20 protein-coding genes are annotated in these 24987 nt (G+C 61.3%); 8 read left to right on the top strand and 12 right to left on the bottom strand.

What is annotated here, in order from left to right:
* Positions 1-90: 90 nt before the first annotated feature.
* Positions 91-2079 carry a bifunctional tRNA (5-methylaminomethyl-2-thiouridine)(34)-methyltransferase MnmC2/FAD-dependent 5-carboxymethylaminomethyl-2-thiouridine(34) oxidoreductase MnmC1 gene (gene mnmC, locus AC0IYN_RS20025; RefSeq protein ID WP_457247934.1) on the top strand — a complete coding sequence of 663 codons (1989 nt, stop codon included), beginning with the start codon at positions 91-93 and terminating at the stop codon, positions 2077-2079.
* Here mnmC and AC0IYN_RS20020 read toward each other — a convergent pair.
* The gene (locus AC0IYN_RS20020) at positions 2076-6908 is read right to left on the bottom strand and encodes an NEL-type E3 ubiquitin ligase domain-containing protein (RefSeq protein ID WP_471842803.1); all 4833 of its coding nucleotides are present in this window, start codon (positions 6906-6908) and stop codon (positions 2076-2078) included. The genes mnmC and AC0IYN_RS20020 overlap by 4 nt on opposite strands.
* A gap of 309 nt (positions 6909-7217) precedes the next feature.
* Between AC0IYN_RS20020 and AC0IYN_RS20015 the strand changes: the two genes are divergently transcribed.
* The 4 genes from AC0IYN_RS20015 to AC0IYN_RS20000 all read left to right on the top strand — a co-directional run bounded on the left by AC0IYN_RS20015 (position 7218) and on the right by AC0IYN_RS20000 (position 12347).
* Positions 7218-8990, top strand: a complete 1773-nt coding sequence (locus tag AC0IYN_RS20015; protein ID WP_471842801.1) for an N-acetylglutaminylglutamine amidotransferase — start codon at positions 7218-7220, stop codon at positions 8988-8990.
* Positions 8991-8993: 3 nt separating this feature from the next.
* Positions 8994-10727 carry an N-acetylglutaminylglutamine synthetase gene (ngg, locus tag AC0IYN_RS20010; RefSeq protein WP_471842799.1) on the top strand — a complete coding sequence of 578 codons (1734 nt, stop codon included), beginning with the start codon at positions 8994-8996 and terminating at the stop codon, positions 10725-10727.
* A 148-nt stretch (positions 10728-10875) separates the two neighbouring features.
* Positions 10876-12060 (top strand): osmoprotectant NAGGN system M42 family peptidase, encoded by a 1185-nt coding sequence (locus AC0IYN_RS20005; protein ID WP_015885092.1) that lies wholly within the window; start codon positions 10876-10878, stop codon positions 12058-12060.
* Between the two features lie 59 nt (positions 12061-12119).
* Positions 12120-12347: a YheU family protein gene (locus AC0IYN_RS20000; protein WP_003192759.1), complete on the top strand. Its 228-nt coding sequence runs from the start codon at positions 12120-12122 to the stop codon at positions 12345-12347.
* A 2-nt stretch (positions 12348-12349) separates the two neighbouring features.
* Here the strand turns inward: AC0IYN_RS20000 and csrA are convergent, their stop codons facing one another.
* Together csrA and AC0IYN_RS19990 are read right to left on the bottom strand one after the other, a co-directional pair.
* Positions 12350-12553, bottom strand: a complete 204-nt coding sequence (gene csrA, locus AC0IYN_RS19995; RefSeq protein WP_078049540.1) for a carbon storage regulator CsrA — start codon at positions 12551-12553, stop codon at positions 12350-12352.
* Between the two features lie 128 nt (positions 12554-12681).
* Positions 12682-13497 (bottom strand): SDR family oxidoreductase, encoded by an 816-nt coding sequence (locus AC0IYN_RS19990; RefSeq protein ID WP_406597652.1) that lies wholly within the window; start codon positions 13495-13497, stop codon positions 12682-12684.
* Positions 13498-13825: 328 nt separating this feature from the next.
* Here AC0IYN_RS19990 and AC0IYN_RS19985 point away from each other — a divergent pair, with 328 nt between their 5' ends.
* A complete protein-coding gene (locus AC0IYN_RS19985; RefSeq protein ID WP_015885095.1) occupies positions 13826-13978 on the top strand; it encodes a DUF3309 family protein in 153 nt (50 codons plus the stop codon).
* 71 nt (positions 13979-14049) lie between these two features.
* Here the strand turns inward: AC0IYN_RS19985 and AC0IYN_RS19980 are convergent, their stop codons facing one another.
* The 5 genes from AC0IYN_RS19980 to AC0IYN_RS19960 all read right to left on the bottom strand — a co-directional run bounded on the left by AC0IYN_RS19980 (position 14050) and on the right by AC0IYN_RS19960 (position 19770).
* Positions 14050-16137: an LTA synthase family protein gene (locus AC0IYN_RS19980; RefSeq protein WP_406597651.1), complete on the bottom strand. Its 2088-nt coding sequence runs from the start codon at positions 16135-16137 to the stop codon at positions 14050-14052.
* Between the two features lie 344 nt (positions 16138-16481).
* Positions 16482-16673, bottom strand: a complete 192-nt coding sequence (locus AC0IYN_RS19975; protein ID WP_003172956.1) for a PLDc N-terminal domain-containing protein — start codon at positions 16671-16673, stop codon at positions 16482-16484.
* A 68-nt stretch (positions 16674-16741) separates the two neighbouring features.
* Positions 16742-17272: a hypothetical protein gene (locus AC0IYN_RS19970; RefSeq protein WP_471842791.1), complete on the bottom strand. Its 531-nt coding sequence runs from the start codon at positions 17270-17272 to the stop codon at positions 16742-16744.
* A 41-nt stretch (positions 17273-17313) separates the two neighbouring features.
* Positions 17314-17829 carry an ankyrin repeat domain-containing protein gene (locus AC0IYN_RS19965; protein ID WP_078049544.1) on the bottom strand — a complete coding sequence of 172 codons (516 nt, stop codon included), beginning with the start codon at positions 17827-17829 and terminating at the stop codon, positions 17314-17316.
* A 114-nt stretch (positions 17830-17943) separates the two neighbouring features.
* Positions 17944-19770, bottom strand: a complete 1827-nt coding sequence (locus AC0IYN_RS19960; RefSeq protein WP_406597650.1) for a long-chain-acyl-CoA synthetase — start codon at positions 19768-19770, stop codon at positions 17944-17946.
* Between the two features lie 352 nt (positions 19771-20122).
* Here AC0IYN_RS19960 and AC0IYN_RS19955 point away from each other — a divergent pair, with 352 nt between their 5' ends.
* A complete protein-coding gene (locus AC0IYN_RS19955; RefSeq protein ID WP_010208870.1) occupies positions 20123-20401 on the top strand; it encodes a DUF3509 domain-containing protein in 279 nt (92 codons plus the stop codon).
* 68 nt (positions 20402-20469) lie between these two features.
* Here the strand turns inward: AC0IYN_RS19955 and AC0IYN_RS19950 are convergent, their stop codons facing one another.
* From AC0IYN_RS19950 to aroC, 4 genes are all read right to left on the bottom strand, one after another.
* Entirely contained in the window at positions 20470-20739 is a 270-nt protein-coding gene (locus AC0IYN_RS19950) for a response regulator transcription factor (protein WP_406597649.1), read from the bottom strand.
* A gap of 210 nt (positions 20740-20949) precedes the next feature.
* Positions 20950-21480, bottom strand: a complete 531-nt coding sequence (locus tag AC0IYN_RS19945; RefSeq protein WP_406597648.1) for a 1,2-dihydroxy-3-keto-5-methylthiopentene dioxygenase — start codon at positions 21478-21480, stop codon at positions 20950-20952.
* A complete protein-coding gene (locus AC0IYN_RS19940) occupies positions 21477-22640 on the bottom strand; it encodes an MFS transporter (protein ID WP_406597647.1) in 1164 nt (387 codons plus the stop codon). Before AC0IYN_RS19940 ends, AC0IYN_RS19945 begins: the two co-directional genes overlap by 4 nt.
* Positions 22641-22737: 97 nt before the next feature.
* Complete coding sequence (gene aroC, locus AC0IYN_RS19935) at positions 22738-23829, bottom strand: chorismate synthase (RefSeq protein WP_471842782.1); 1092 nt, start codon at positions 23827-23829, stop codon at positions 22738-22740.
* Positions 23830-23972: 143 nt separating this feature from the next.
* Between aroC and AC0IYN_RS19930 the strand changes: the two genes are divergently transcribed.
* Positions 23973-24935, top strand: coding sequence for an alpha/beta hydrolase (locus AC0IYN_RS19930; protein WP_471842780.1), 963 nt, complete (start codon positions 23973-23975; stop codon positions 24933-24935).
* The last annotated feature ends 52 nt before the right edge of the window (positions 24936-24987 follow it).

Below are 24987 nucleotides of genomic sequence, written 5' to 3'. Positions count from 1 at the left end.
GCGGGAGGAAATTCCACCCGCGCTTGCCATGGGTCAATTCAAAGCCTGTTGATCGGCTAGAATGGCGGCCTTGTATTAGCCGAGCCGCCCATGAACCCCATCACCCACGCCCAACTCGACTGGGATGACCAAGGTCGCCCGCACTCGCGGGTGTTCGACGACGTGTACTTCTCCGACCAGTCGGGCCTTGAAGAAACCCGTTATGTGTTCCTTGAACAGAACCGTCTGCAAGCGCGTTTTGCTGCGCTGCCGGTGGGCGGGCGGTTGGTGATCGGCGAGACCGGGTTCGGCACCGGCTTGAACTTTCTGTGTGCCTGGCAACTGTTCGAGCAACACGCCGTGGCAGGCGCGCGCCTGCATTTTGTCAGCGTGGAAAAGTACCCACTGAGCCACGCCGACCTGCAACGCGCCCTCAGCCTCTGGCCCGAGCTTGCGCCCTTCGCCGCGCCTCTGCTGGCCCAGTACGTCGCCATTCATCAAGGCTTCCAGCGCCTAGTGCTGGATAACGGCCGCGTGACGTTGACCCTGCTGATCGGTGACGTCCTGGAGCAATTGCCGCAACTGGATGCGCAGATCGACGCCTGGTTCCTGGACGGCTTCGCGCCGGCGAAAAACCCCGAGATGTGGACCGCTGAACTGTTCGCCGAGTTGGCCAGGCTGTCAGCACCGGGTTGCACCATCAGCACCTTCACCAGCACCGGCTGGGTGCGTCGGCTGATCAATGCCGCCGGGTTCAAGATGAAGCGCACGCCGGGGATCGGCCATAAGTGGGAGATCCTGCGCGGTGAGTTTCTCGGTTGGCCCTCCGATACACCAACGCCTGCACACCCCAAGCCGTGGTTCGCCCGGCCCCCTGCCCCTCAGGGTGAGCGCCAGGCATTGGTGATCGGCGGCGGCCTGGCCGGTTGCGCCACGGCGGCGAGCCTGGCGGCGCGAGGTTGGCAGGTGAGCCTGCTGGAACGCCATGCGGCCCTCGCCCAAGAGGCTTCCGGTAACCCGCAGGGCGTGCTGTACCTCAAGCTATCGGCCCATGGCACGGCGTTGTCGCAACTGATCGTCGCCGGGTTCGGCTACACCCGCCGCGTGCTCGAACACCTGCATCGCGGCGTGGACTGGGACGGTTGCGGCGTGCTGCAACTGGCCTTCGACGCCAAGGAAGCGCAACGCCAGGCACAACTGGCCGACGCCTTCGCCCCGGACTTGCTGCACCTGCTCGACCGCGAACAGGCCCAGGCCCGCGCCGGCATTGCGCTGGAGCACGGCGGGCTGTTTTTCCCGGAAGGCGGCTGGGTACATCCGCCGGCCCTGTGCGAATGGCAGGCGCACCGGCCTGGCGTCCGCGTACTGCCCCACCATGAGGTACTCGACCTGCGTCGAGTCGACGGCCAGTGGCAGGCCTGGGATGGCGAGCAACTGCTGGCCAGCGCCGCCGTGGTGGTGCTGGCCGGCGCGGCCGAGGTCAAGCGCTTCGCCGCCAGTGCCGAGTTGCCCCTCAAGCGCATTCGCGGGCAGATCACCCGTTTGCCACACACGACCGAGAGCCAAGCCCTCGCCACCGTGGTGTGCGCCGAAGGTTATGTGGCCCCGCCGCGTCTGGGCGAGCACACCTTGGGCGCCAGCTTTGACTTCACCAACGAAGACCTTACCCCCACGGCCGCCGAACACGCCGACAACCTGGGCCTGCTCAACGAAATCTCCACGGACCTGGCTCGACGCCTGCACGCCGACACCCTGGACCCAGCCACCCTGCAAGGCCGCGCGGCGTTCCGCTGCACCAGCCCGGACTACCTGCCGATTGTCGGGCCACTGGCTGACAGCCCGGCGTTCACCGAGGCCTACGCGTCGCTGCGCAAGGATGCCCGCAGCGTGCCAAACATCAACTGCCCCTGGCTCGATGGCCTGTATATCAACAGCGGCCACGGTTCACGGGGGCTGATCACCGCACCGCTGTGCGGCGAACTGCTGGCCGCGTGGCTGGACAATGAACCCTTGCCGGTATCGCGCAGCGTGGCCGAGGCTTGCCACCCCAACCGGTTTGCCGTGCGCGGCCTGGTCCGCAGCAACACCGCGAAGGCCTAGGGCATGACACACCCGCCCAGGTCGCCGTCTTTCAGGGCTTGCTGGGTCAAATGCTCGAACTCGGTACGTTCGGCGCTCACCCGCTCCTGGAGAATCGTGTCCATCTGCTCGCGGTAGCTGGCGTCGTCCAGCGTCAATCGTTGTTCGAACACCGCTTGCGCTCGCGCCTCCAAGGGCTCGTTCAACACCTCGAACCGCGCCGCGTGGGTGCGCTTGAGGTACTCTGTCCAGAACGGCAATTGCACCAGGTAATTCAACAAACGCGATGACAGTTCAGCGGACTTGACCAGATTCTCTGCCTCGTCCAGGTGCTTCATCGTCACCCCGCCCAAGCTTGAAAAGCGCATATGGGTGGGCTGTCCGGGCAGATGGAACCGGTTCACCAGACCGGTTCGATACGCCAGGCTGACCTCCAACGGGTCGGCGTCAGGATGTTCCAGGCTGTGGGCATAAGCCAGGCGTTCCAACTGATCGAGACGAAACAACCCTTTGGCCAACTTCAGCAAAGGACCCGCGGTCAGTTGCCCACTGGCGACCAGGCGGGATGCCTCGCGTATTTCAACCAGTACTTCCAGATTGCTGAAACTGACTGCGGCGGCGTCGTCGCAATTGAGTGGCGTGGCGGCGCGCTCGAAGATTTCTTCGCGCAGTTCGGTATCCCGGCTGGCGGCTTCGAGTACTCGCCAGACCCGCCGGTCCATGTCCTCGCGCACCTGAGTGGCGTCGGCCGTGCCGCCCAACTGGGCCAACAGATTGAACAGCCCGTCGCAGCCCAATTCATCCCTGAGCCCGGTCCACGTGTGGTCTTTCTCGCTGAACCCCGCCACACGTTCATCGGCCAGCCAAAGATCCCGTGCTTTCTGCTCAGTCATGCGGGCAATATCATCTTCCAGGTAACCCATGCCCACGCCATGGGTGGTGCGGTAGTCCTTCAGTAATTGCTGGCTGCGTACATCCAGCGGGTTATGCCGCAGATTGACGACCTGGGTATAGCTACGCGGGGCCTGGAACAGCCACTCGGGCAACACGCTGATGTCATTCTCGCGCAGGTCGAGGTTTTCCAGGTATGGCAGGCGCGAAACGCCCTTAGGGAACTCCGTGAGCCTGCAATTGCGCAACATCAACTCGCGCAGCACAAACATCCCGCTGACATCCGGTGGGTCCATCAATGGGTTGTTGCTCAGGTTCAACACCTGCAGGCTGCGCAATCCGGCCAGGGTGTTGCGCGAGTACTCATCGAGCAACAGAGCGTTATTGGCCAAGCACAGGTATTCCAGCTGCGGCATCAGCGACAGCACCTGAGGGATGCGACTGACACGGTTATGCGCCATGTTCAGGGACATCAGGTTTTTGAAGTGTTTGAGAAAATAGGCAGCCGTATCGGCCAGCGCCATCTTGCCCAGGGACAGCAACCGCACATGCTCGAAGTTGACCTGCGTCGGCAGCGTTGGCAAGGGATCATGCAGCATGCCGTCCAGTGACAGTGCGGGTACGCTCCGGCGCTGGTGGTCGAACAGCCGCGTCATGCCTTTCCAGCCCTGCTCTATGGCCTGGGCGACCTGATAGCGACTGAATCGGTAATCCCAGCGCGGCATGACCTTAGGGTCATATGCGGAGCGGTCGCTGCGCCAGATTTTCAAACCCCTGTGCAGCGCTGCAAATTGCTGTTCGAGGGCCTCCACCGCCTTGGCCCGGCTCAGGTGATCAGCACCCGCAGACTGGACGATGCCCGCCAATTGCGCATCTTCCGTCAACGGGTAGAGCTTTCTCATTTTGCGCATCAACGCGGGCACCAGGGACGGCAATGCCGCAGGCGCACCCTGTATACAAGGGACAGGCTCGGGCTCGGCAGGTACCCACTCGGGTTGCAGGTAAGCCGCCACACGTGCGCGTTGATCCTGGGTTCGCAAGCGCAAACGCGTGAGCAGCCGCTGGGGCGCGGCATTGCCTTGCAGATTCATCGCTGCGCGGTGGCGGTTCGGCACCGAATCCACCAGCGCCTGATAAAACCCGTACGGCCCCTCCACACGTTCGGCCAAGGGCTGGTGCGCTGGGTCAAACGCCTGGAAACCCTCGCCAGTCTGTACCAACGTGTGCCGGACACTCGCCGTCGGTTCGCCGACCTGTGCCACGAGTTCTCCATCCACACGCTGTTGGCGAAGTTGCAGGCACAGATCGCGGGGCCAGCCAGGCAAATCTTGCATTAGCCCAAGGGCGAGGCGTCGGGTCGAAGCCTGCGCTTGCCCGGGCAGATACAGCCCGGTCAACGCGTGATCCTCCTGCATCAGGGTCACCGCCTCGCGCGCACGTTCGGCAAGTGCCAACGGAACGCGACCCAGCGTGCGCAAGTGCCTGCGCTGGGCATAGGGTGCGTCGGTCAGTAACTCCCAGGCCAGGCGGTTGGAGAGCGGTGGAAACGCTTTTTTGAGCGGAACCAGTTCGCCCTGGGGGTCTCCCTCAAGATCCAGGAATAGCCGCTGCGTCAGCACTGACTGCTGAGACTTGAGTGTTGGCAGCAACCGTCGGCCCAGCAGCGCCGGCGCCTCGTCCAGCGTAACGGCTTCACCCAGCAGAGTGCTGCGTTCTTCGTCGGTGAGCGCCTGCAGCACCGTCGGCATCACTTGGCCCCCCTTGAGCTGGCTTTGAGTGAGGTGAACACTTAGATCTTCATAATCGAAGGGACTGACGTCCGGGTAGCTTTCCAACAGATGCTCATGCTCATCCAGCAGCTCGATAAAACGCCCCCTGGGCCAACCGGGCATCAACGGGATCGCCAGCATTTGTATGCGCGCCGTATCGGCAGATGGCACCTCCCCGCGCTCCAACTGGCCCATCAGGTCAGCCACCCTTTGGTGCTGTTTGAAGCGCATCACGCAGTCCTGGAAGCGCTGTGGCAAAGGTTCGTGCTCGAGGGCCAGGCGACGCACCCGAGGGATGTTCAGGTCGGTGATTTGGGCCATCGCCTCAGTGTCTTCCGGGCTCCACTCGTCAAGGCTGGGATCGAGGCGGGTCAAGTTGTAACGCAGGTCATTCCATTGCTCAGGTTGCTCGTAGATATGCTGCCAGCCGCCGCGATAATTATGGTTCAGCGGGGGGCGGTACGCAGAGGGGCGCAGTGGATGGTTGATCCGCCATTTGCCAATGCCCGGGTCGAAGGTGATCGCGTAGGTTGCACCATCGAACTTGACCCAGGACTGCCCTTTCGACTGGACCACGCCCTTGCTATCGGCGACCCACGGCAGCGGCTCGGGAAGCGTCTGGCTGTAGGGCGCCAGGCGCGGTCGCCACAGGCCTGGACGGTGATCGGTGCGCGTGACGGCCTCGACTTTACTGAAAAACCCAGCCGACGACATCCGGGCCTTCAACGTACCCACCACCCGCCCGCCCACTGCAAACGCAGCCATGGCGGCCAGGCTCTCGCCGATATTCGCCAAGTGATGCAGCGCCTCGGCCTTGTCATCGTGAGTCCAGTCCTCAATGCCATCAAACACCTCTCCCAGCAGTTGTCCGACCGCTACGCCCATCATCAGTTGGCCCAGTACCGGCACTACAAAGGCGGCCACATTCAGCACATCCAGCCCTGCTTCCAGATAGCCCAGCCAGCGCGCCTCGTCGGCGTCCTTATCCACCAGCACAGTCGGCGGCGCCAATGCCAGGGCATCGCGCTGGACCTTGCCCACATAGGCATTGAAATAAAACCCTGAGAAATTGCTGTTGACCGGCACGGGCTCCATCGAGCCCAAGCTTTTGTCCTGATCGAAACGCTGGAAAAAATCCAGGCGTACGAACTCATCCAGGTAGCCCGCGAAAAAGCTGCGGTAGGACGCCACCTGCAACTTCAAGCGCAGGTACAACTTGAAGTCCTCCAGCCGCTCGTATTCGTACCAGGGCCTGACCGGTTCGTTGGGCATGTACACCAGGAACGACCCGCCCCCCAGTTTGCCGGGGGAATCATCGGACACCACCAAGACGCTCCACAGGCAGGCGTCATGCAGGTTGAGGCCTTGCCAACGCAGTGGTTTATCCTGCGGCGCCAGGTAAGCCAGCTCATTGGCCGGGCGGTCAGCCTTGATCAACTTCAGCAGTCGCTCAGCCGTGGCGGCGCTGACGTGCTCCTTGGCGCAGGCGATGTGCAGGTCGATCTGCATGTCCAGGCACTTGGACTTGCCAATCGTCACGGCAGCCGGGTTGTAACCCAAGCCCATCGTCTGCGCTGCCTCAGACGGATGGGGCAGGCTGAACACTTCACGCAGGTGGCGCTGGTAGGCTTCACCCAGGTCCAACTCCCGACAATGGCTCATGAATTGCTGCCCGGTGATACCCACGAGCACCTGCTGCGTCTCGCCGGAGCGTACCCGTGCCAACGGCGGCCTTTTATCATCGCGCGCCTGGGCCGCATCGAAATTCTGCATGGCTGCCTTGATCAGGCTGTGCTTTTCCCATCGAATCGTTTCAATCAAAGGACCGTTCAGCGGCGGCGTGGGGGCTGAAATCGTGCGCTTGGGTAGCTCCAGTTGGTCATGTTCGACATCAATCGTTTCCACACCCTTGCTCAGCAGAAACGTATGCAAGCGCTCCGCGCAGAACAGGTACAACGGCTGCACCTGTTCCAACAGCTGTTCGAGTTGGCGGCGGGGCTTTTCACTGTCGCCATGGGCTTTTTCCAGGGCCGCCAGGGTTGCAGGTTCGGCTTCAACCAGCCAGGAAGGCAGGGTCTGGCGCAGCACCTTGGCTTTGTCCAGGTCACCGGTCATGTCCAGCAGGAGCGCCAGCCGTTCATCTTCAGTCACTGATTCAGTGACTGCACTCAAATCGCGTTTATCCGTCATGGATGAGCATCCCTGTCACGCTGCAAAAGAATCACTCACCCTAAAGGCGTGCCGGTTAAAAACGCATTCGAATAACGAGACGGTCAGCCGTCGGATCGGCCGTTTTTTTGGATGCAACCTGGCGTTATGTAACGCCCTTTGCGCCCAGCCCGCGCGGCGTCTAAGGGCTCATATGAGACGCTAAGGCCATGTGCCTTATAACGTATTGTTCTAAAACTCCCACTGTAGCCCCGTGTCAGTTTCTGGGTACGCGCCCTCAGGGCGTATTGAGTGTTTCCCCTCCCCAACGGAAAAACCGGTAAGGAATTTATGTGCGGATTAGCTGGAGAATTACGTTTCGATGCCCAACCTGCCGACCTGGCTGCGATTGAGCGCATCACCCATCACTTGGCCCCCCGTGGTCCCGACGCCTGGGGCTTCCATGCCCAAGGGCCGATCGCGCTGGGCCATCGACGCCTGAAAATCATGGACCTGTCGGACGGCTCCGCCCAACCGATGGTTGACGCCCACTTGGGGCTATCCCTGGCGTTCAACGGCGCGATCTACAATTTCCCGGAACTGCGAGAAGAGCTGGAAGCCCTGGGCTACGCCTTCTATTCCGGCGGCGACACCGAAGTGCTGCTCAAGGGCTACCACGCCTGGGGCGAAGCGCTGCTGCCCAAGCTCAACGGCATGTTCGCCTTTGCCATCTGGGAGCGTGATGCGCAGCGCCTGTTTATTGCCCGTGACCGCCTGGGCGTGAAGCCGTTGTACCTGTCACGTACCGGCCAGCGCTTGCGCTTTGCTTCGGCATTGCCCGCGCTGCTCAAGGGCGGCGATATCAACCCGATCCTCGATCCGGTCGCCCTCAATCATTACCTGAACTTTCACGCCGTGGTGCCTGCGCCGCGTACCTTGCTGGCCGGTATCGAAAAACTCCCGCCGGCGAGCTGGATGCGCATCGATGCCAGTGGCAAGACCGAGCAGAAAACCTGGTGGACCCTGCCCTACGGTCCCCATGACGATGAAAAACACCTGACCCTCGAGGACTGGACCGACCGCGTGCTCGACAGCACCCGCGAAGCCGTGGCGATCCGCCAACGTGCAGCCGTGGATGTCGGTGTGCTGCTCTCGGGCGGTGTCGATTCGAGCATGCTCGTCGGCCTGTTGCGCGAGGTTGGCGTGCAGGATTTGTCGACCTTCTCCATTGGCTTCGAAGACGCTGGCGGCGAGGCCGGCAACGAGTTCCATTACTCGGACCTGATCGCCAAGCACTACGGCACCCGTCACCATCAACTGCGCATTGCCGAAAGCGAGATCATCGAGCAACTGCCGGCCGCCTTCCGCGCCATGAGCGAGCCGATGGTCAGCCATGACTGCATCGCGTTCTACCTGTTGTCGCGGGAAGTGGCCAAGCACTGCAAGGTGGTGCAAAGCGGCCAGGGCGCCGATGAACTGTTCGCCGGCTACCACTGGTACCCACAAGTCGAGGGGGCCAGCGACCCGTATGCCGCCTACCGCGAGGCATTTTTCGACCGCAGCTACGACGACTATGCCGCCACGGTCGCGCCCAAATGGCTGACCGCCAACGATGCCGCCGGCGACTTTGTGCGCGAACACTTCGCCATGCCCGGCGCCGACGCCGCGGTGGACAAGGCCTTGCGCCTGGACAGCACCGTGATGCTGGTGGACGACCCGGTCAAACGCGTCGACAACATGACCATGGCCTGGGGCCTGGAAGCGCGTACGCCGTTCTTGGATTACCGCCTGGTAGAACTCTCGGCCCGTGTGCCTGGCAAGTTCAAGCTGCCCGACGGCGGCAAGCAGGTGTTGAAAGAAGCCGCGCGCCGCGTGATCCCAAGCGAAGTCATCGACCGCAAGAAAGGCTACTTCCCCGTGCCCGGCCTCAAGCATCTGCAGGGCGACACCCTTAACTGGGTGCGCGAATTGCTGCTCGACCCGAGCCAGGATCGCGGCCTGTTCAACCCGGCCATGCTTGACCGCCTGCTCACCGACCCGCAAGGCCAATTGACCCCGCTGCGCGGCTCCAAGCTGTGGCAACTGGCAGCGCTGAACCTGTGGCTCAGCGAACAAGGAATCTGATTGATGAAACCCCATGCAGCGGCTTACAGCCAACGCTTGCTCAAGGGCCAGGCGCCCACCTATGAGCGCCTGCAAGCCCGCCTGGCAGAAGACGGCAGCCCACTGGCCGCCGAGCCGATTGCCGTGCATTGCGGTTGGGGCCGGTTGCTGATCGGGCATACCTTCCCCGACCCGGCGAGCCTGGCCCAGGAACTGCTGAACGAACAGCCTGGCGAGCGTGACATCGCGCTCTACGTGGCGGCACCGCAGCAGATCCTGGGGATCGACCCGCAGCAATTGTTCCTCGACCCGTCCGACACCTTGCGCCTGTGGTTCAGTGACTATCGCCCTGCCACCCGTGTGTTTCGCGGCTTTCGCATTCGCCGGGTGCAGACCGACGCCGATTGGCAGGCCGTCAATCAGCTGTATCAAGGGCGCGGCATGCTGCCGGTCGACGCCGGACGCCTGACCCCGCGTCATCAAGGTGGCCCGGTGTATTGGCTGGCGGAAGACGAAGACAGCGGCGCGGTAATCGGCAGCGTGATGGGCCTCAACCACCAGAAGGCGTTTCACGACCCGGAAAACGGTTGCAGCCTGTGGTGCCTGGCGGTAGACCCGCAATGCACGCGCCCAGGCGTGGGTGAAGTGCTGGTGCGCCATCTGGTGGAGCACTTCATGAGCCGTGGCCTGAGCTACCTGGACCTGTCGGTGCTGCACGATAACCGCCAGGCCAAGAACCTCTACGCCAAGCTCGGTTTCCGCGCGTTGACCACCTTTGCGATCAAGCGCAAGAACGGTATCAACCAGCCGCTGTTCCTCGGTCCTGGTCCGCAGGCGGGATTCAATCCGTATGCGCGGATCATCGTCGAAGAAGCCCACCGGCGCGGCATCGATGTGCAAGTGGATGACGCCGATTCGGGCTTGTTCACCCTCAGCCATGGCGGGCGCCGTGTGCGGTGCAGAGAGTCGTTGAGTGACCTGACCAGCGCGATCAGCATGACGCTGTGCCAGGACAAAAGCCTGACCCATAAAACGTTGAAAGCGGCCGGGCTGCGGCTGCCGTCGCAGCAGCTGGCGGGCAGTGCCGATGACAACCTGGAGTTTCTCGACGAGCACCAGCGCATCGTGGTCAAGCCGCTGGACGGTGAGCAAGGCCAAGGCGTGGCGGTGGATTTGCAGAGCATCGAAGAGGTGCAGCAGGCGATTGAAGCGGCGCGCCAGTTCGACAGCCGTGTGTTGCTGGAGAGCTTTCACGAAGGCCTGGACCTGCGCATCCTGGTGATTGGTTTTGAGGTGGTGGCTGCCGCGATCCGTCGACCTGCAGAGGTGACCGGTGACGGCCAGCATTCCATCGGCGCGTTGATCGAGGCGCAAAGCCGTCGGCGCCAGGCCGCTACCGACGGCGAAAGCAAAATCCCCCTTGATGGCGAGACCGAACGCACGCTGAAAGCGGCCGGCTACGACTACAGCAGCATCCTGCCCCGTGGCCAGACCCTGGCCGTGCGCCGTACCGCCAACCTGCACACTGGCGGTTGCCTGGAAGACGTCACCGCCATCCTGCACCCCACGCTGGTGGACGCCGCCGTGCGCGCCGCCCGCGCCCTGGACATCCCCATGGTGGGCCTGGACCTGATGGTGCCCGCCGCCGACCAACCCGAGTATGTGTTTATCGAAGCCAACGAACGGGCCGGCCTGGCCAATCATGAACCGCAGCCTACGGCCGAGCGGTTTGTGGATTTGTTGTTTCCTCACAGTTAACCGATGGCTTGAGCGATGGGTGGCCTGTTCCGGCCGCATCGCGGGCAAGCCCGCTCCCACAGGTTGAACGCCTTCCAATGTGAGAGCTGGCTTGCCGGCGATGAGGCCGTCAATGGCCCCCCATCTTCGCGAGTCATCAGGAGTCTTTATGAGCCGAACCATTCCAGAACCCGATCTGAACTACCTGCAAAAAGTCCTGCTGGAAATGCTCGCCATTCCCAGCCCCACCGGCTTTACCGACACCATCGTGCGGTATGTCGCCGAGCGCCTGGAAGAACTGGGCATTCCCTTTGAAATGACCCGGCGCGGCACCATCCGCGCCACCCTCAAGGGTCAGAAAAACAGCCCCGACCGCGCGGTGTCCGCGCACTTGGACACCATCGGCGCAGCCGTGCGCGCGATCAAGGACAACGGCCGCCTGAGCCTGGCGCCCGTGGGCTGCTGGTCGAGCCGCTTCGCCGAGGGCAGCCGCGTCAGCCTGTTCACCGATAACGGCGTGATCCGCGGCAGCGTGCTGCCGCTAATGGCCTCCGGGCATGCGTTCAACACCGCCGTGGATGAAATGCCGGTGAGCTGGGACCATGTGGAACTGCGCCTGGACGCCTACTGTGCCACCCGCGCCGATTGTGATTCCCTGGGGATCGGCATCGGCGACTACGTGGCCTTCGACCCGCTGCCGGAGTTCACCGAGAGCGGGCATATCAGCGCCCGCCATCTGGACGATAAGGCAGGTGTCGCCGCCCTGCTTGCCGCACTCAAGGCAATTGTCGACAGCGGCGAGCCCTTGCTGATCGACTGCCACCCGCTGTTCACCATCACCGAGGAAACCGGCAGTGGTGCAGCGGCTGCCCTGCCCTGGGACGTCAGTGAATTTGTCGGTATCGACATTGCCCCGGTCGCACCCGGCCAGCACTCCAGCGAGCATGCAGTGAGCGTGGCGATGCAGGATTCCGGCGGGCCGTATGACTATCACCTGTCGCGGCATTTGCTGCGCCTGGCGTCTGACCACGAATTACCCGTGCGCCGCGACCTGTTCCGCTACTACTTCAGTGACGCCCACTCGGCCGTGACGGCCGGCCACGATATCCGCACCGCCTTACTGGCCTTCGGTTGCGATGCGACCCATGGCTACGAGCGAACGCATATCGACAGCCTGGCGGCGTTGAGTCGTCTATTGGGCGCCTACATCCTCAGCCCGCCCGTGTTCGCCAGCGATGCGCAGCCGGCCCAGGGCTCCCTGGATCGGTTCAGCCATCAGATCGAACACGAGACGCAGATGGAGAGCGACACGCGGGTGCCGTCGGTGGACAGTCTGGTGGGCAACAAGTCCTGAGACTGGCAACTCTGATCCCGGCGCAGTAGGATCGCCGGGATCCATCACCCGAGGCTTGTATGCTGATTCCCTACGACGCACTTGAAGTCGACACCCTGACGCGCCTGATCGAAGACTTCGTCACCCGTGACGGCACCGACAATGGCGACGACACGCCCCTGGAAACCCGCGTGCTGCGCGTGCGCCAGGCGCTGACCAAGGGCCAGGCGCTGATCGTGTTCGACCCGGAAAGCGAGCAGTGCCAGTTGATGCTCAAGCACGATGTGCCCAAGCATCTGTTCGACTGACCTCAGAGATTGGGCACCGGTACCGGATGGGTGGCGGCGCCCTGGCGGTCACGGATCTTCTGGTAGACCTCGGCCCGGTGTACATGCACCCCACTCGGTGCCTCCACACCGAATTTCACCTGGGTACCGTTCAGTTCAAGAATGTGCACGGAGATGTCATCGCCGATGGAGATGACTTCGCCCACGGCGCGGCTTAAAACCAGCATGGCGGTTATCCTTTTAGCAATGAAAGGACCTTGACCATGCGCGCTCGGTGTAGGGGCATCAATGGCTTGCGGTGAATTCAGGCAAGCCCTACAAACGCAGGTAAATTGCCTGACAGACTGCTGCCGGATTAGCCCTTGGCTGCCTGCGCCTTGGCACGCATCTTATCGGCCATGCTAGTCATTTCGTCGTACAGCAACTGCGGGTTCTTCTGCTTCAATGCCCACGCCATCCGCCCCTGTTCGTGGGGCAGGATCATGAATTCACCCTCTGCGACCCGCTGATAGATGTAATCCGCGATGTCCGCCGCCGAGATCGGAGAACTCTCCAGCAACTTGCCCACCTGGGCTTTCATTGCCGGGGTCGGCCCACGGAACGAGTCCAGCAAGTTGGTCTGGAAGAACGACGGGCATACCACATGCACCCCGACTTCCTGTTGCTTGAGTTCCACCAGCAAACTTTCCGACAGCGCCACCACGCCGGCCTTGGCCACGTTGTAGTTGCTCATGGCCGGCCCCTGCATCAGCGCGGCCATGGACGCGATGTTGATGATGCGGCCCTTGCTCTTTTCCAGCAGCGGCAGGAACGCCTTGCAGCCCTTGACCACGCCCATCAAGTTGATTGCAATCTGCCAGTCCCAATCCTCCAGGGACAATTCGGCGAAGAAGCCTCCCGAGGCCACGCCGGCGTTGTTGACGATCACATCGACCCCGCCGAGTTTCACCTCGCAGGCCTGGGCAAAGGCGGTGAGCTGGCTGTAGTCGCGCACGTCGCAGCGCTGGGTAAACCCATCGCCACCGGCCTCGCGGACGCGCTTGAGGGTTTCCTGCAGGCCCGGCTCGCTGACATCCGACAAGGCCAACTGCCAACCTTCGCGCGCCCAGCGCAAAGCGATTTCGCGACCCAGGCCGGACCCGGCGCCAGTGATCATCATGCGGTTTTGCATAGGAAGTAGCCTTGTGGTTCACGGAAGAAGTGATCGGCAGTGTAGCGAAGGATTTTCCTGCACCCATCCACCATCAGGGTGATGAATGCCCCCGGCAAACCAGCGGGCGGGTCGGATGTTCGCCTGTAGCCTAAGTTCAATATTTTTCAACGTATAAGGTGAAGTTGCGAACGCATTAAAAGAAATAAGCAAGTTCGCAAAATGCTTTAAAAAAATAGTGAATTTTTCGCGATAGACGGCAGTCGGAGTTGTTAAGGCGTTCGTGAATTAACTAGCGGGCCTATCGTTAATAACCGGTCTTTGCAGAAGGCCAATAAGGAAAAAAACCATGAGCCTCATTCTGATCATTATCTTGATCCTCCTGCTGGTCGGTGGTCTGCCAGTGTTCCCTCACTCGCGTAACTGGGGTTACGGCCCGTCGGGTATCCTGGGCGTCGTACTGGTGGTCCTGCTGGTCCTGTTGTTGCTCGGCCGGATATAAATCAGCGCCGCTGTAAAACACGCGCAAAAAAAAGAGGCCTTTAAAAGGCCTCTTTTTTTATGGCCGGTTAATTAGTCCGGCTTGCCGTCAACCACGCCGGCAGTGTTATCCAACAGACTCTTGGTGGCCGTCTGCAGGAAGGACTCGAGTTTCTGCCTCAATGCACCTTCATCCGGTGATTCAGGAATCACTTTACCCGTCGGGTTAGCGCCCAATTTGTATTCCCACAGCTTGGGTGGCATTTCCTTCGGCAGTACCAGAATTCGGTCGCCGGTGACCAACGCAACAGTCTGGTCGCTGCCGGACGGTTTGATGACACCAAAGCCTTTATCGCCTTCCGGCAGGTTCAACAGATCGCGACCCCAGCACTGGTGCAGGGTTTCGCCGCCCAGACGGCCCATGATGGTCGGCACGATGTCGATCTGCGTACCCACCGTGTGGTCACGCTCGCCGAACTTCTCCTGCATGCCCGGTGCAATCATCAGCATCGGCACGTTGAAGCGGCCCAGGTCCATTTCGGTGATCTGCTGTTCGTTGCCGAAGCCGTGGTCGCCCACGATGACAAACAGGGTTTCCTTGAAGTACGGCTCCTTGCGGGCTTTTTCAAAGAACTGGCCCAAGGCCCAGTCGGAGTAGCGCATCGCCGTCAAATGCTCGTCGAGGCTGCCACGGCCTGTAACCCGCTCCACCGGCAATGGCGTCGGCAAGGCATACGGCGTGTGGTTGGACAGGGTTTGCAGCAAGGCATAGAACGGCTTGCCGCCTTCGCGGGCTTTCAATTCTTCCAGGCCACGGTTGAACATATCCTGGTCGGACACGCCCCATGTCGGGTCGGAGAACACTGGGTCGACGAAGTCGTTGCGACCAATGAAGTTGGTCATGCCCTGGTTGCTGAAGAAGCCCGATTGGTTGTCCCAGGCGAAGTCGCCGTTATAGACGTACACGTCGTCAAACTTGCGCGCGCTCAGCAGCTGCGGCAGGCCCGACAGCTTGTGGCTGCCTTCCGGAGTCTGCATCAGGTATTCGAATGCCGGCAGGTTCGGGAAGCACGCCATGGTGGCGAACATCCCCTGGTGAGTGTGAGTGCCGTTGGAGAAGAAGCGGTCGAACAACAGGCCTTCCTTGGACAGTTTGTCGAAGTACGGCGTGATGTTGCCCGGACGACCCAGGGCGCCCACCGAGTGGCCGGCAAAGCTTTCCATCAGGATCACTACAACGTTCTTGATCGGCAGGGTTTTCTCTGCCGGCGGCGTGAACTCGCGGCGCACGGCGGCGGTGTCGGTGTCGACCAGTTTTTCTGTCGGCAGCACCAGCATATCGCGCACGGTCTGGGTGGCCAGCGGCTGTTCCAGCGTGGCTTTCCAGGTGTTATCACGATGCTCGGAGAAACGTGCCTTGGCCGCGCCGATCAGCGACAGGGTGCCATTGAGGCCCAACTGGTTGGCGAAGTTGGATTCGGTGGTGTAGACGTCACCCCAACGCAGCGGCGGGCCCTGGCGCAGGGTGCCACGGGCGGCGACCACGGCGATCAGCAGGCAGACCACGAATACCGCGATGCGTGTGTACCACGGGGCAACCTGGCGGGTGCCAATGGTGCCGCCACTGAACGGGCCACGCGGGCGTGTCGCACGGTCGGCACCTTTGAACGCGATGCTCAGGATCAGCGTACCCACGGCCCAGGCCAGCAGGTAGCGCACCACCGGGAAACCGTACCAGAGCATGCTCATCACGGTTTTCGGGTCTTCCTTCACGTACTGGAAGACCAGGCCGTTGAGGCGCTGGTGGAACTCGCGGTAGAAGTCCATCTCCATCAGGCCCAGGAACAGCGCGATGCTGGACGCAACGGTGAGCCAGAAACGGAAGAACCCGCGCGCGGCCATGGCCCGTACGCTGAACAATGCCAGCAGCAACGGGATCAGCAGGTACACCACCAGGCGGATATCCAGGCGCAGGCCGTTGGCGAACGCTTCAAGGAAGGTCGAGGCCGGCGTGTCGAGGATCATCTCGCGGTTGTAGACCAGCAGCGCCAGGCGCAGCAGGGAGAACATCACCATCATGACCAGTGCGCAGAGCAGCGTGTACGCCAGATGGGATTTGACGGTCGGTTGCAGCAGGCGATTAGAAGCTCGCTGCTGACTCAGGGCGTCCGGGTTTGCCATGTCGTTTCAGGACCCATTGGAAGTTTAAGTGACGAAGTAGTGCAGTGGCGCGAATGGTGCCCGATCAACGGCAGCAAGGCTATTAATTACTGAACGTGCACCGCTGCCCCGCCTTTAGTGGCACGTGCGATAGAGCCTTGGCAGGGAAATAAAGCCGGCGAATTGTCTTGGATGGGATGTGAAAATTCTGTGCAGCGAATATTTCGATACACAAATCTAAGGGTTGTGCTGAAACCAATGTGGGAGCGGGCTTGACCGCGAATGCAGTGGGTCAGTCGAAATAGCTGTGACTGACCTGCCGCATTCGCGGGCAAGCCCGCTCCCACATTTAGCGTGCTACGTCATCAAATACGCACATTGCCCCGCGGCCCGGCAATCGCCCAGATGATCAGGCCCAGCACTGGCAGCAGCAGGATCAACAGGATCCACAGCACCTTGGCGCCCGTGCTCGCGCCGCTTTTGAATACGTTGATGATCGCCCAGATATCCAGCGCCAGGATGATCAGGCCGATCAAGCCATTAAAAGTGGAACCCATGGTGTCGCTCCTAAAGTGAGGGCATGCACGTTTAGGATAGTCAGCCCTGGCCGGGGTTCCGTTTTATTTCAGACGTGGACGGCGATCTTCAGCGCTTCCAGGGACGGCTCGCCCTTGATGCCCACTTCGGTGCACAACTCCAGCACGCGCGGCAGGTCGTTGCCGTACACCAGCACCGCCTGGATTTCATCATCCAGCAATTGGCTGAAGTTAAGCAGCACGTAGCCGCCGTCTTCCGGGCTGAGGGCGCTCATCTGAATCTGGATACGGTTCAGCGCCGTCAGGTCTTCGGTCTTGGCCAGTTGCTTGGGCTTGAGGTTGAACGCCACGCCGGGGCCGAACGACGCGACGATCTGCGCGAACAGGTCAGCGTAGGTGTCGGCCTGGAACAGCACGGTGTCCGGCAGGCTGCCGACCACCACCCACTCACCCAACGGAATGGGGAAGGTGTCGTCGTAGTTGATGTCCGGGTTGGCTGCCAGAAACGCCTCAGGATCCGCGTAGGCCTGAGCCGCTTCATCGGCAATACGCGCCACCTCGTCTTCGCCCATGACCCCGGCGCTGATTTTGCTGATAAGTTCGACGAGGGCGGTTTTCATGGGGCAATCCTGTGGCGTGCTGGTTTTCGAGGGCGCAAAGCCTACACCAGTTTCTGCAGTTTCGCCGCCGTATCCACCGCGCCCATGGTCAATGCTGCTGCCAATGCCGTTGCGCCCTGGGCATCGGTAGCCTTGGGGTTGGCGCCCTGGCCGAGCAGGTAGTCGAGCATTTCGACGCGGTTGAACATCGCCGCCATCATCAATGCGGTACGCCCGTCCGAGGAGCAAGCATCGACCGGTGCCCCGCCTTCGATCAGCGCCTGCACCACAGGCAAGTTGCCTTTGAACGCAGCACCGGCAATCGGCAGTTGGTTCTTGTCGTTGGCGATCAGGGGGTCGGCCTTGAACTCCAGCAACACTTTTACCGCGTCGGCATGGCCGTGGTAGGCCGACAGCATCAGCAGGGTGTCGCCATTGTGGTTGCGGAAGTTGGCCGGCAAACCTTTGGCCAACAGCGCGGCAAGCATGGCCGCGTCGCCACGGCGCGCCACGTCGAAGACCTGCTCGGCAAATTCGGCGGCTTCGTCATCGGTCATTTGTTTGGCTTGGTCTGACATGTGGGACGGCTCCATAGGTAGTGCTTTATATGGCGCCCAGTGTCGCGATGGAGTTCCCACATGTCATGGCTTTTTTGTCAAAAGCCCCGATAGGCACCTTCAATAGCGCTGCTTTTAGTAACGAAAGTGTCCCCCCTGGATCTGCGCCAGCAACTGCCCGGTGACGGGCACATAGCTGTCCGACCCCGGCAGCCAGGCGTAGACCGGGTCATTGCCCGCCTTGTCCGGGTCGAATGCTTCCTCCTTGAGCCGGACCTTCTGGTACTTGAAGGTGCCAGTGGTTTCCATCTTCACTTTGATCCGCAGGAACAGCGGCACTGCGTAGTGCGGCAACTGACCATGGGCAAACTGCAGCAACTCACGCATATCCAGGGCGGCCAAGGACTCGCTCGGGGTAATGGCGACCATGCCCGCGCGGCCGTTGGTGTTTTCGATTTCCACCCCATAGGCCACAACCTCGGCGATCTGCGGGTGTTGCAACAGGATATTTTCCACTTCCGTGGTGGAGACGTTTTCGCCTTTCCAGCGATAGGTGTCCCCCAGGCGGTCGACAAATTGCGCATGGCCAAAACCGATGCTGCGCACGAGGTCGCCGGTGTTGAAGTAGCGGTCACCCTTCTCGAACACATCGGTGAGGATCACCTTGCGGTTTTTTTCAGGGTCGGTGTAGCCGTCATAGGGCGATTTTTCATCGATCCTGGCGAGCAACAACCCCTGACCGCCTGTCTTCACTTTGTGCATGAAGCCATCGCTGCCACGGATCGGCTCACCGGTGTCATGGGCGTAATCCACCAACGCCCAATGCTGCAGGCAAAAGCCGACCGTGTTATCGAAGTTCAAGACGTTGGTGAAACCGATATTGCCGTCGCTGGCGGCATACAACTCGCACACATGCTCTACGCCATAACGCGCCTTGAACTGCGCCCACACGCCTGGGCGCAGGCCATTGCCGACCATCTTGGTCACGCGGTGCCCACGGTCGTTTGTGCTGGCTGGCTGGTCGAGCAAATAACGGCACAATTCGCCGACATACCCGAGGGTGGTCGCGTTGAATCTGCGGGCGTCATCCCAGAATTGGCTGGCACTGAACTTGCGCCGGATGGCAAACCCCGACGCCCCTACAATCGCCGAACCCCAGCACACGCACAGACCCGTGGCGTGGTACAGCGGCAAGGTGCAATAAAGGACATCGTCCGGCCCCATGTCCAGGGCAATGCTGCCGAAGCTGACGGCAGTCTTGGTCCAGCGGCCATGCTTCATGATGCCGGCCTTGGGCAATCCGGTTGTACCGGAGGTGTAGATATAGAAGCAGGGGTCGTTGAAGAAGATCTGCGCGGTGCTTGGCGGGTTGTCCACCGGGCACTCGGCGCTGGCGGCCAGCAAGTCGCAATAACCGTCGGGCGCTGCACTGGCCTGCTGGTCTGCAACAAACCAGGTCCGCTCGGCGGGAATTTCCACCTGCTCACGCACCGTTTCATAAGCAGCCACCAATTCTGCACCGACCACAATCGCCACCGGGCTCACCAGGTTCAGGCTGTGCACCAGCGCCGCCTGGGTCTGCGCGGTATTGAGCATGGCGCATATGCCGCCCAGCTTGGCCACGGCCAGCACGCTGAGGAGCAACTCCGGGCGGTTTTCGATAAACATTGCAACCACGTCGCCCTTGCCGATGCCTTGGGCATGCAGATGGTGGGCAATGCGGTTGGCCTGCTGATTGGCCTCGGTGTAACTGAGCACGCGATCGGCGTACAACAACGCCGTACCCTGCGGGTTGCGCAGGGTCGCTTGTTCAAAATGCCAGCCAAGGCCACACGGTTGCGCGGGGTCCGTGACATTGGCAGCGCGCATGCCGCGGACCACGCGAGGCAGTGCGCGAACAATGGCAGGCACCTTACGCAACATCATGCCCCAGGTGATCATGTCGTTTTGCGGGTAGCTCATGGGAACGTCCTTTTTCTTATTCTTCTTAAACCTCGAAGGAAAGTACGCCAGCCCCTCTTCGGCTGTACACGCGGGATTTGAAAAGTTTTGTATCCCGATGGGCGAGCATTGAAAAAAGGAATTTAGCCAGGCGGCAGCAGTCTTTAAAAGTAAGGACGCGCCCGTTCGTCCGTGTCGAGCAACGCAAAATGCAGGATGCATGATGGCCATTCATGCAAATTGCACGAATCTGAAAAATTACATTTTTTATAAGATGCTGATTTAAAACGATATTTTATAATTCCGGTAGCTGGCACAATCACTGCACTTATCTCTCCATGCTTGCCCAATTGAGCCAACGGAGCTGATAGACATGAGCCTGATCCAAGATAAATTCGCTTCAGTATTCTCCAACTACGACGTCACCACCCAGCCACGTCCTGACGGTGGCATCCTGTTGACCCTGCGTAACAGCGAAGGCAAACAGGTCAAGCGCTCGATCTCTTACCAGCAGCTGCACACTGCCGACCAACTGACCTGGGTCATCAGCGCCATTCGCCGCGACCTGGCAGAACAAGCCAGCGATCTGCCGCAAATTTCGATGCTGCAAAGCCAAAACCGCTTTGCCCTGCCGACCTACCATTCGGCTTAAGTAGCCAAAGTAGCGGACATAGAAAAGGGCCGCGACACCATTGGGTGTCGCGGCCCTTTTTCATGTATTCAGAATAGTCCCATGCGCGCCGCTTCGTTCAACGCCTGCACACGATTACAGACTTGCAACTTGCCGTAGATATTGCGCAGGTGGAATTTCACCGTGGCTTCGGACGTGGCGCGTATCTGGCTGATCTCCCAGACAGTCTTGCCTTCCGACGCCCAGTGCAGTATTTCCAGCTCCGCAGGCGTCAGCGATTTTCCGGCCAGATTGGCCCGGCGCCTGACCGCATTGGGCACCGAATACGGCGTCTGGAACGATTCCGTTGAACCTCTCATTGGTTTCTCTCCTAATTATTGGCTAAGCCTCATCACCCTTCGGATTCCTCCTATTGACAGGTGATATAAACGTTAATACCGAGGAGAGTTACACAATGAGAGAGACTCAGGCGTAGGCCTTGAAATAAACAGCAAGGCCTCACAAAGTTTTAAGTTTCTTCCTACAAGAACTTCCACCCTTCAAGGGTTGAAGTTTCTGATAGCCCGCGATTAATCGTCCAAACCGGGGAAGCGACGGGCAATCTCGTCATCGGTGAATTCCGGCACCGACCCTGTTGCGGTGTTGAATAACCGCAATGCCACAACGTGCGGGTTCTCCCCCATATCAAACCAGTGCGCCATACCGGCCGGGATCACCAGCAGGTCGTTTTTCTCACAACGCACGGCGTAGACAGAGTCGCCTATGTGCAGGGCAAACAGGCCCTGCCCCGCCAAGAACACCCATACGTCGTCTTCGCTGTCGCGGCGCTCATCCAGAAACTGCGCACGTAGTTCGTCCTTTTGCGCGTGGTCGCCGGTAACCCTGAGCACTTCCACGCGGGCGTAGCCAAGGGCCTCGATCTGCGCCTGGTAGGCCGCAACCAGTTCAGCATCGCTGGCGCCCTTGTCGGTCGCGGCGGGTTGCCAACGCTCAAAGCGCACACCCTGCTCGGCGAGGGTCGCGGCGATGTCATCGAAATGGGTCAGGACCTTGTTCGGAGTGTCCGGTGTAGCGACGGAGTAGACAGCGACATAACTCATTGAAGGGTTCCTTGGTTCTGCTCGTGCAATCGAAAACCGATGATAATGGCGGCGGCCAGGGCCGCGACACTGGCGATACTGAAGGTCAGGGTCGGCCCCAACAGGTTCCAACTGTAACCCGAATACAACGCGCCCAATGCGCCGCCGGTACCGGCCAGGGCGGCGTACAGCGCCTGGCCCTGGCCTTGTTGCCTGTCGCCGAAACTGCGCTGCACAAAGGCAATCGCCGCCGCATGAAAACTGCCGAAGGTGGCGGCGTGCATCACTTGCGCCAGCAGCAGCACCCAGAAAAACTCGGCAAACGACCCTAACAGCAACCAGCGCAGCGCCGCCAACAGGAAGCTGGCCAGCAGCACCCGGCGTACTGAGAAGCGCGCGAGGATGCGGCTCATGGCCAGGAACATCAACACTTCCGCCACCACCCCCAATGCCCACAGCAGGCCGATCACGCCACGGCTGTAGCCCAGGTGTTCGAGGTGCAGGGTCAGAAAGGTGTAGTACGGGCCGTGACTCATCTGCATCAAGGCCACGCAGACGTAAAACGCCAAGACTCCGGGGCTGCGCAGTTGCCTGAGAAAGCCGTCGCCCGCCAGGCGATTACCCTGGGTGGCGGGCTGCGCATTCGGCACCCACAGGCTGGCGCCAATGATGCCGGCCATAATCACCACGACCACCACCGGGTAGATGTCCAGGCTCAGCCAATCGAACAGGCGGCCCATGATCACCACGGTAAGGATGAACCCGATGGAACCCCACAGGCGGATCTGGCTGTAGCGCGCGGTCTGTTTTTGCAGGTGTGCGAGGGTAATCACTTCGAACTGTGGCAACACCGCGTGCCAGAAGAAGGCATGCAGGGCCATCACCAGGGCCAGCCAGGCGTAGGTGTGGCTGACGAAGATCAGCGAAAAACTCACCAGCGTGCACACCGCGCCAAATCGCACGATGGCCAGGCGTCGGCCGGTGTAGTCGCCCAGCCAGCCCCACAGGTTGGGGGCCACGCAACGCATCAGCATAGGAATGGCTACCAGCTCGCCGATGCGCGCGCTGGAGAATCCCAGGTGGTCGAAGTACAGCGCCAGGAATGGCGCTGTCGCCCCGAGCAGGGCGAAGTAGGAGAGGTAGAAGCTGGAGAGGCGCCAGTAAGGAAGTGGCAGCGTCATGTCGATTTTTGGGGCTGCTTCGCAGCCCAGCGCGAGCAAGCTCGCTCACCACAAAAAGCTTGCCGAGCACAGCAAGCTCGCTCACCACCGCAGGCTGTCACAGCTGGCCCAGCACCGGTGTGTTCACGCGCACATCAGCGTTTTGCCCACGGTTGCGCAGCAGGTGGTCCATCAACACGATGGCCATCATTGCTTCGGCGATCGGCGTGGCACGGATGCCGACGCACGGGTCATGGCGGCCCTTGGTGATCACGTCCACCGGGTTGCCCTGCACATCGATCGAACGGCCCGGGGTGGTAATGCTTGAGGTGGCCTTGAGCGCCAGGTGCGCAACAATCGGCTGGCCGGAGGAAATGCCGCCGAGGATGCCGCCGGCGTTGTTGCTGAGGAAACCTTCCGGGGTCAGCTCGTCGCGATGTTCGGTGCCGCGCTGGGACACGCACGCGAAGCCGGCACCGATTTCAACCCCCTTCACGGCGTTGATGCTCATCAGCGCGTGGGCCAGTTCGGCGTCGAGGCGGTCGAAGATCGGCTCGCCCAGGCCCGGCTTGACGCCTTCGGCCACCACGGTGATCTTGGCGCCGACGGAGTCCTGGTCGCGGCGCAGCTGGTCCATGTAGGCCTCCAGCTCCGGCACTTTATCCGGGTCGGGGCTGAAGAAGGCGTTGTCTTCAACGCTGTCCCAGGTCTTGAACGGGATTTCGATCGGACCCAACTGGCTCATGTAGCCGCGAACAGTGATGCCCTGGGTGGCCAGGTATTTCTTGGCGATGGCACCGGCAGCTACGCGCATGGCCGTTTCGCGGGCCGAGCTGCGGCCACCGCCGCGGTAGTCGCGCTCGCCATATTTGTGGTGGTAGGTGTAGTCGGCGTGGGCCGGGCGGAACAGGTCCTTGATCGCCGAGTAGTCCTTGGACTTCTGGTCAGTGTTGCGGATCAGCAGGCCGATGGCGCAACCGGTGGTGCGGCCTTCGAACACGCCGGAGAGGATCTCGACTTCGTCAGGCTCCTGGCGCTGGGTGGTGTGGCGGCTGGTGCCGGGCTTGCGACGGTCGAGGTCACGCTGCAGGTCTTCCAGGGACAGCTCGAGGCCGGGCGGGCAGCCGTCGACAATGGCGACCAACGCCGGGCCATGGCTTTCGCCCGCGGTGGTGACAGTGAACAGCTTGCCGAAGGTATTGCCGGACATGCAGGGCGCTCCGTGAAATCAGTTGAATCAAGTCAACCGTAATAACTTAAGGCGGCCAGTATACGCAGGCTAACCGAGTAGTTCATCCTCGAAACCTTACCGGTAGACCTTGGTCCAACCGGCACCTTCCTCATGATGGCGCGATGATGCTGCGAGTTCTTCTGTTCACCCTGACGTTGTTTACCGCCGTGGCCCAGGCCACCTCCCCTGTTGTGCTGCAACGCCCCATCAGCCTGGACACCGGCAGCGGCGAGCTGTTTGGCTCGTTGTTGCTGCCTCAATCTGACAAACCCGTGCCGGTGGTGCTGATCATCGCTGGTTCCGGTCCCACCGACCGCAATGGCAACAGTGCCGACGGCGCCCGCAACGACAGCCTCAAGCGCCTGGCCTGGGTGCTGGCGCGGCATAACATCGCCAGCGTGCGCTACGACAAGCGCGGCGTGGCCGCCAGCCTGGCCGCCACGCCGGATGAGCGCAACCTGACCCTGGACGCCTACGTGGCTGATGCGGTGGCCTGGGGCAAACTGCTCAAGGCCGACAAGCGCATGGGCCCGCTGATTGTGCTGGGCCATAGCGAAGGCGCCCTGGTCGCAGCCCTCGCCGCCCCCCAACTGGACCCGGCGGGCGTGATCTCCCTGTCCGGCAGCGCGCGCCCGGTCGATCAAGTCATTCGCCAGCAATTGGCCGATCACCTGCCCCCTGCCCTGTTGCTGCGCAGCAACGAGATCCTCGATCACCTCAAGGCCGGCCAGGTGGATGCCGATGTGCCTGGCCCGCTGGAAGGCATTTTCCGACCCAGCGTGCAGCCTTACCTGATCAGCCTGTTCCGTGCCGACCCGTCGGCCGCGTTTGCCAAATTGCGCATGCCCGCGCTGATCATCCAGGGCAGCAACGATATTCAGGTGGGTGTGGGCGACGCGCAGCAACTGAAGAAGGCCAAGCCCGATGCGCAACTTGTGCTGATCGAGGGCATGAACCACGTGATGCGGATCGTGCCCAACGACGTGAAGCAGCAATTGGCCTCCTACAATGACCCGCAACTGCCGCTCGCTGCCGAGCTGGGCAGCCGCCTTGTGCGCTTTATCGACGGACTTCAACCCCGTTAAGCGACAATTTGCCTCCAGTCCTGAGAGAAACGGCCGATAAGCCCAGAGTCGA

The sequence above is a fragment of the Pseudomonas sp. AC112 genome, from assembly GCF_979253545.1.
The sequence above is the reverse complement of the archived record's forward strand: the minus strand, read 5'-3'. Positions and strand labels throughout refer to the sequence as shown.

Bases quoted from the DNA above. Each gene is read 5' to 3' on its own strand.
- mnmC (WP_457247934.1), top strand. From the start codon at position 91: ATGAACCCCATCACCCACGCCCAACTCGACTGGGATGACCAAGGTCGC.
- AC0IYN_RS20020 (WP_471842803.1), bottom strand. From the start codon at position 6,908: ATGACGGATAAACGCGATTTGAGTGCAGTCACTGAATCAGTGACTGAA.
- AC0IYN_RS20015 (WP_471842801.1), top strand. From the start codon at position 7,218: ATGTGCGGATTAGCTGGAGAATTACGTTTCGATGCCCAACCTGCCGAC.
- ngg (WP_471842799.1), top strand. From the start codon at position 8,994: ATGAAACCCCATGCAGCGGCTTACAGCCAACGCTTGCTCAAGGGCCAG.
- AC0IYN_RS20005 (WP_015885092.1), top strand. From the start codon at position 10,876: ATGAGCCGAACCATTCCAGAACCCGATCTGAACTACCTGCAAAAAGTC.
- AC0IYN_RS20000 (WP_003192759.1), top strand. From the start codon at position 12,120: ATGCTGATTCCCTACGACGCACTTGAAGTCGACACCCTGACGCGCCTG.
- csrA (WP_078049540.1), bottom strand. From the start codon at position 12,553: ATGCTGGTTTTAAGCCGCGCCGTGGGCGAAGTCATCTCCATCGGCGAT.
- AC0IYN_RS19990 (WP_406597652.1), bottom strand. From the start codon at position 13,497: ATGCAAAACCGCATGATGATCACTGGCGCCGGGTCCGGCCTGGGTCGC.
- AC0IYN_RS19985 (WP_015885095.1), top strand. From the start codon at position 13,826: ATGAGCCTCATTCTGATCATTATCTTGATCCTCCTGCTGGTCGGTGGT.
- AC0IYN_RS19980 (WP_406597651.1), bottom strand. From the start codon at position 16,137: ATGGCAAACCCGGACGCCCTGAGTCAGCAGCGAGCTTCTAATCGCCTG.
- AC0IYN_RS19975 (WP_003172956.1), bottom strand. From the start codon at position 16,673: ATGGGTTCCACTTTTAATGGCTTGATCGGCCTGATCATCCTGGCGCTG.
- AC0IYN_RS19970 (WP_471842791.1), bottom strand. From the start codon at position 17,272: ATGAAAACCGCCCTCGTCGAACTTATCAGCAAAATCAGCGCCGGGGTC.
- AC0IYN_RS19965 (WP_078049544.1), bottom strand. From the start codon at position 17,829: ATGTCAGACCAAGCCAAACAAATGACCGATGACGAAGCCGCCGAATTT.
- AC0IYN_RS19960 (WP_406597650.1), bottom strand. From the start codon at position 19,770: ATGAGCTACCCGCAAAACGACATGATCACCTGGGGCATGATGTTGCGT.
- AC0IYN_RS19955 (WP_010208870.1), top strand. From the start codon at position 20,123: ATGAGCCTGATCCAAGATAAATTCGCTTCAGTATTCTCCAACTACGAC.
- AC0IYN_RS19950 (WP_406597649.1), bottom strand. From the start codon at position 20,739: ATGAGAGGTTCAACGGAATCGTTCCAGACGCCGTATTCGGTGCCCAAT.
- AC0IYN_RS19945 (WP_406597648.1), bottom strand. From the start codon at position 21,480: ATGAGTTATGTCGCTGTCTACTCCGTCGCTACACCGGACACTCCGAAC.
- AC0IYN_RS19940 (WP_406597647.1), bottom strand. From the start codon at position 22,640: ATGACGCTGCCACTTCCTTACTGGCGCCTCTCCAGCTTCTACCTCTCC.
- aroC (WP_471842782.1), bottom strand. From the start codon at position 23,829: ATGTCCGGCAATACCTTCGGCAAGCTGTTCACTGTCACCACCGCGGGC.
- AC0IYN_RS19930 (WP_471842780.1), top strand. From the start codon at position 23,973: ATGATGCTGCGAGTTCTTCTGTTCACCCTGACGTTGTTTACCGCCGTG.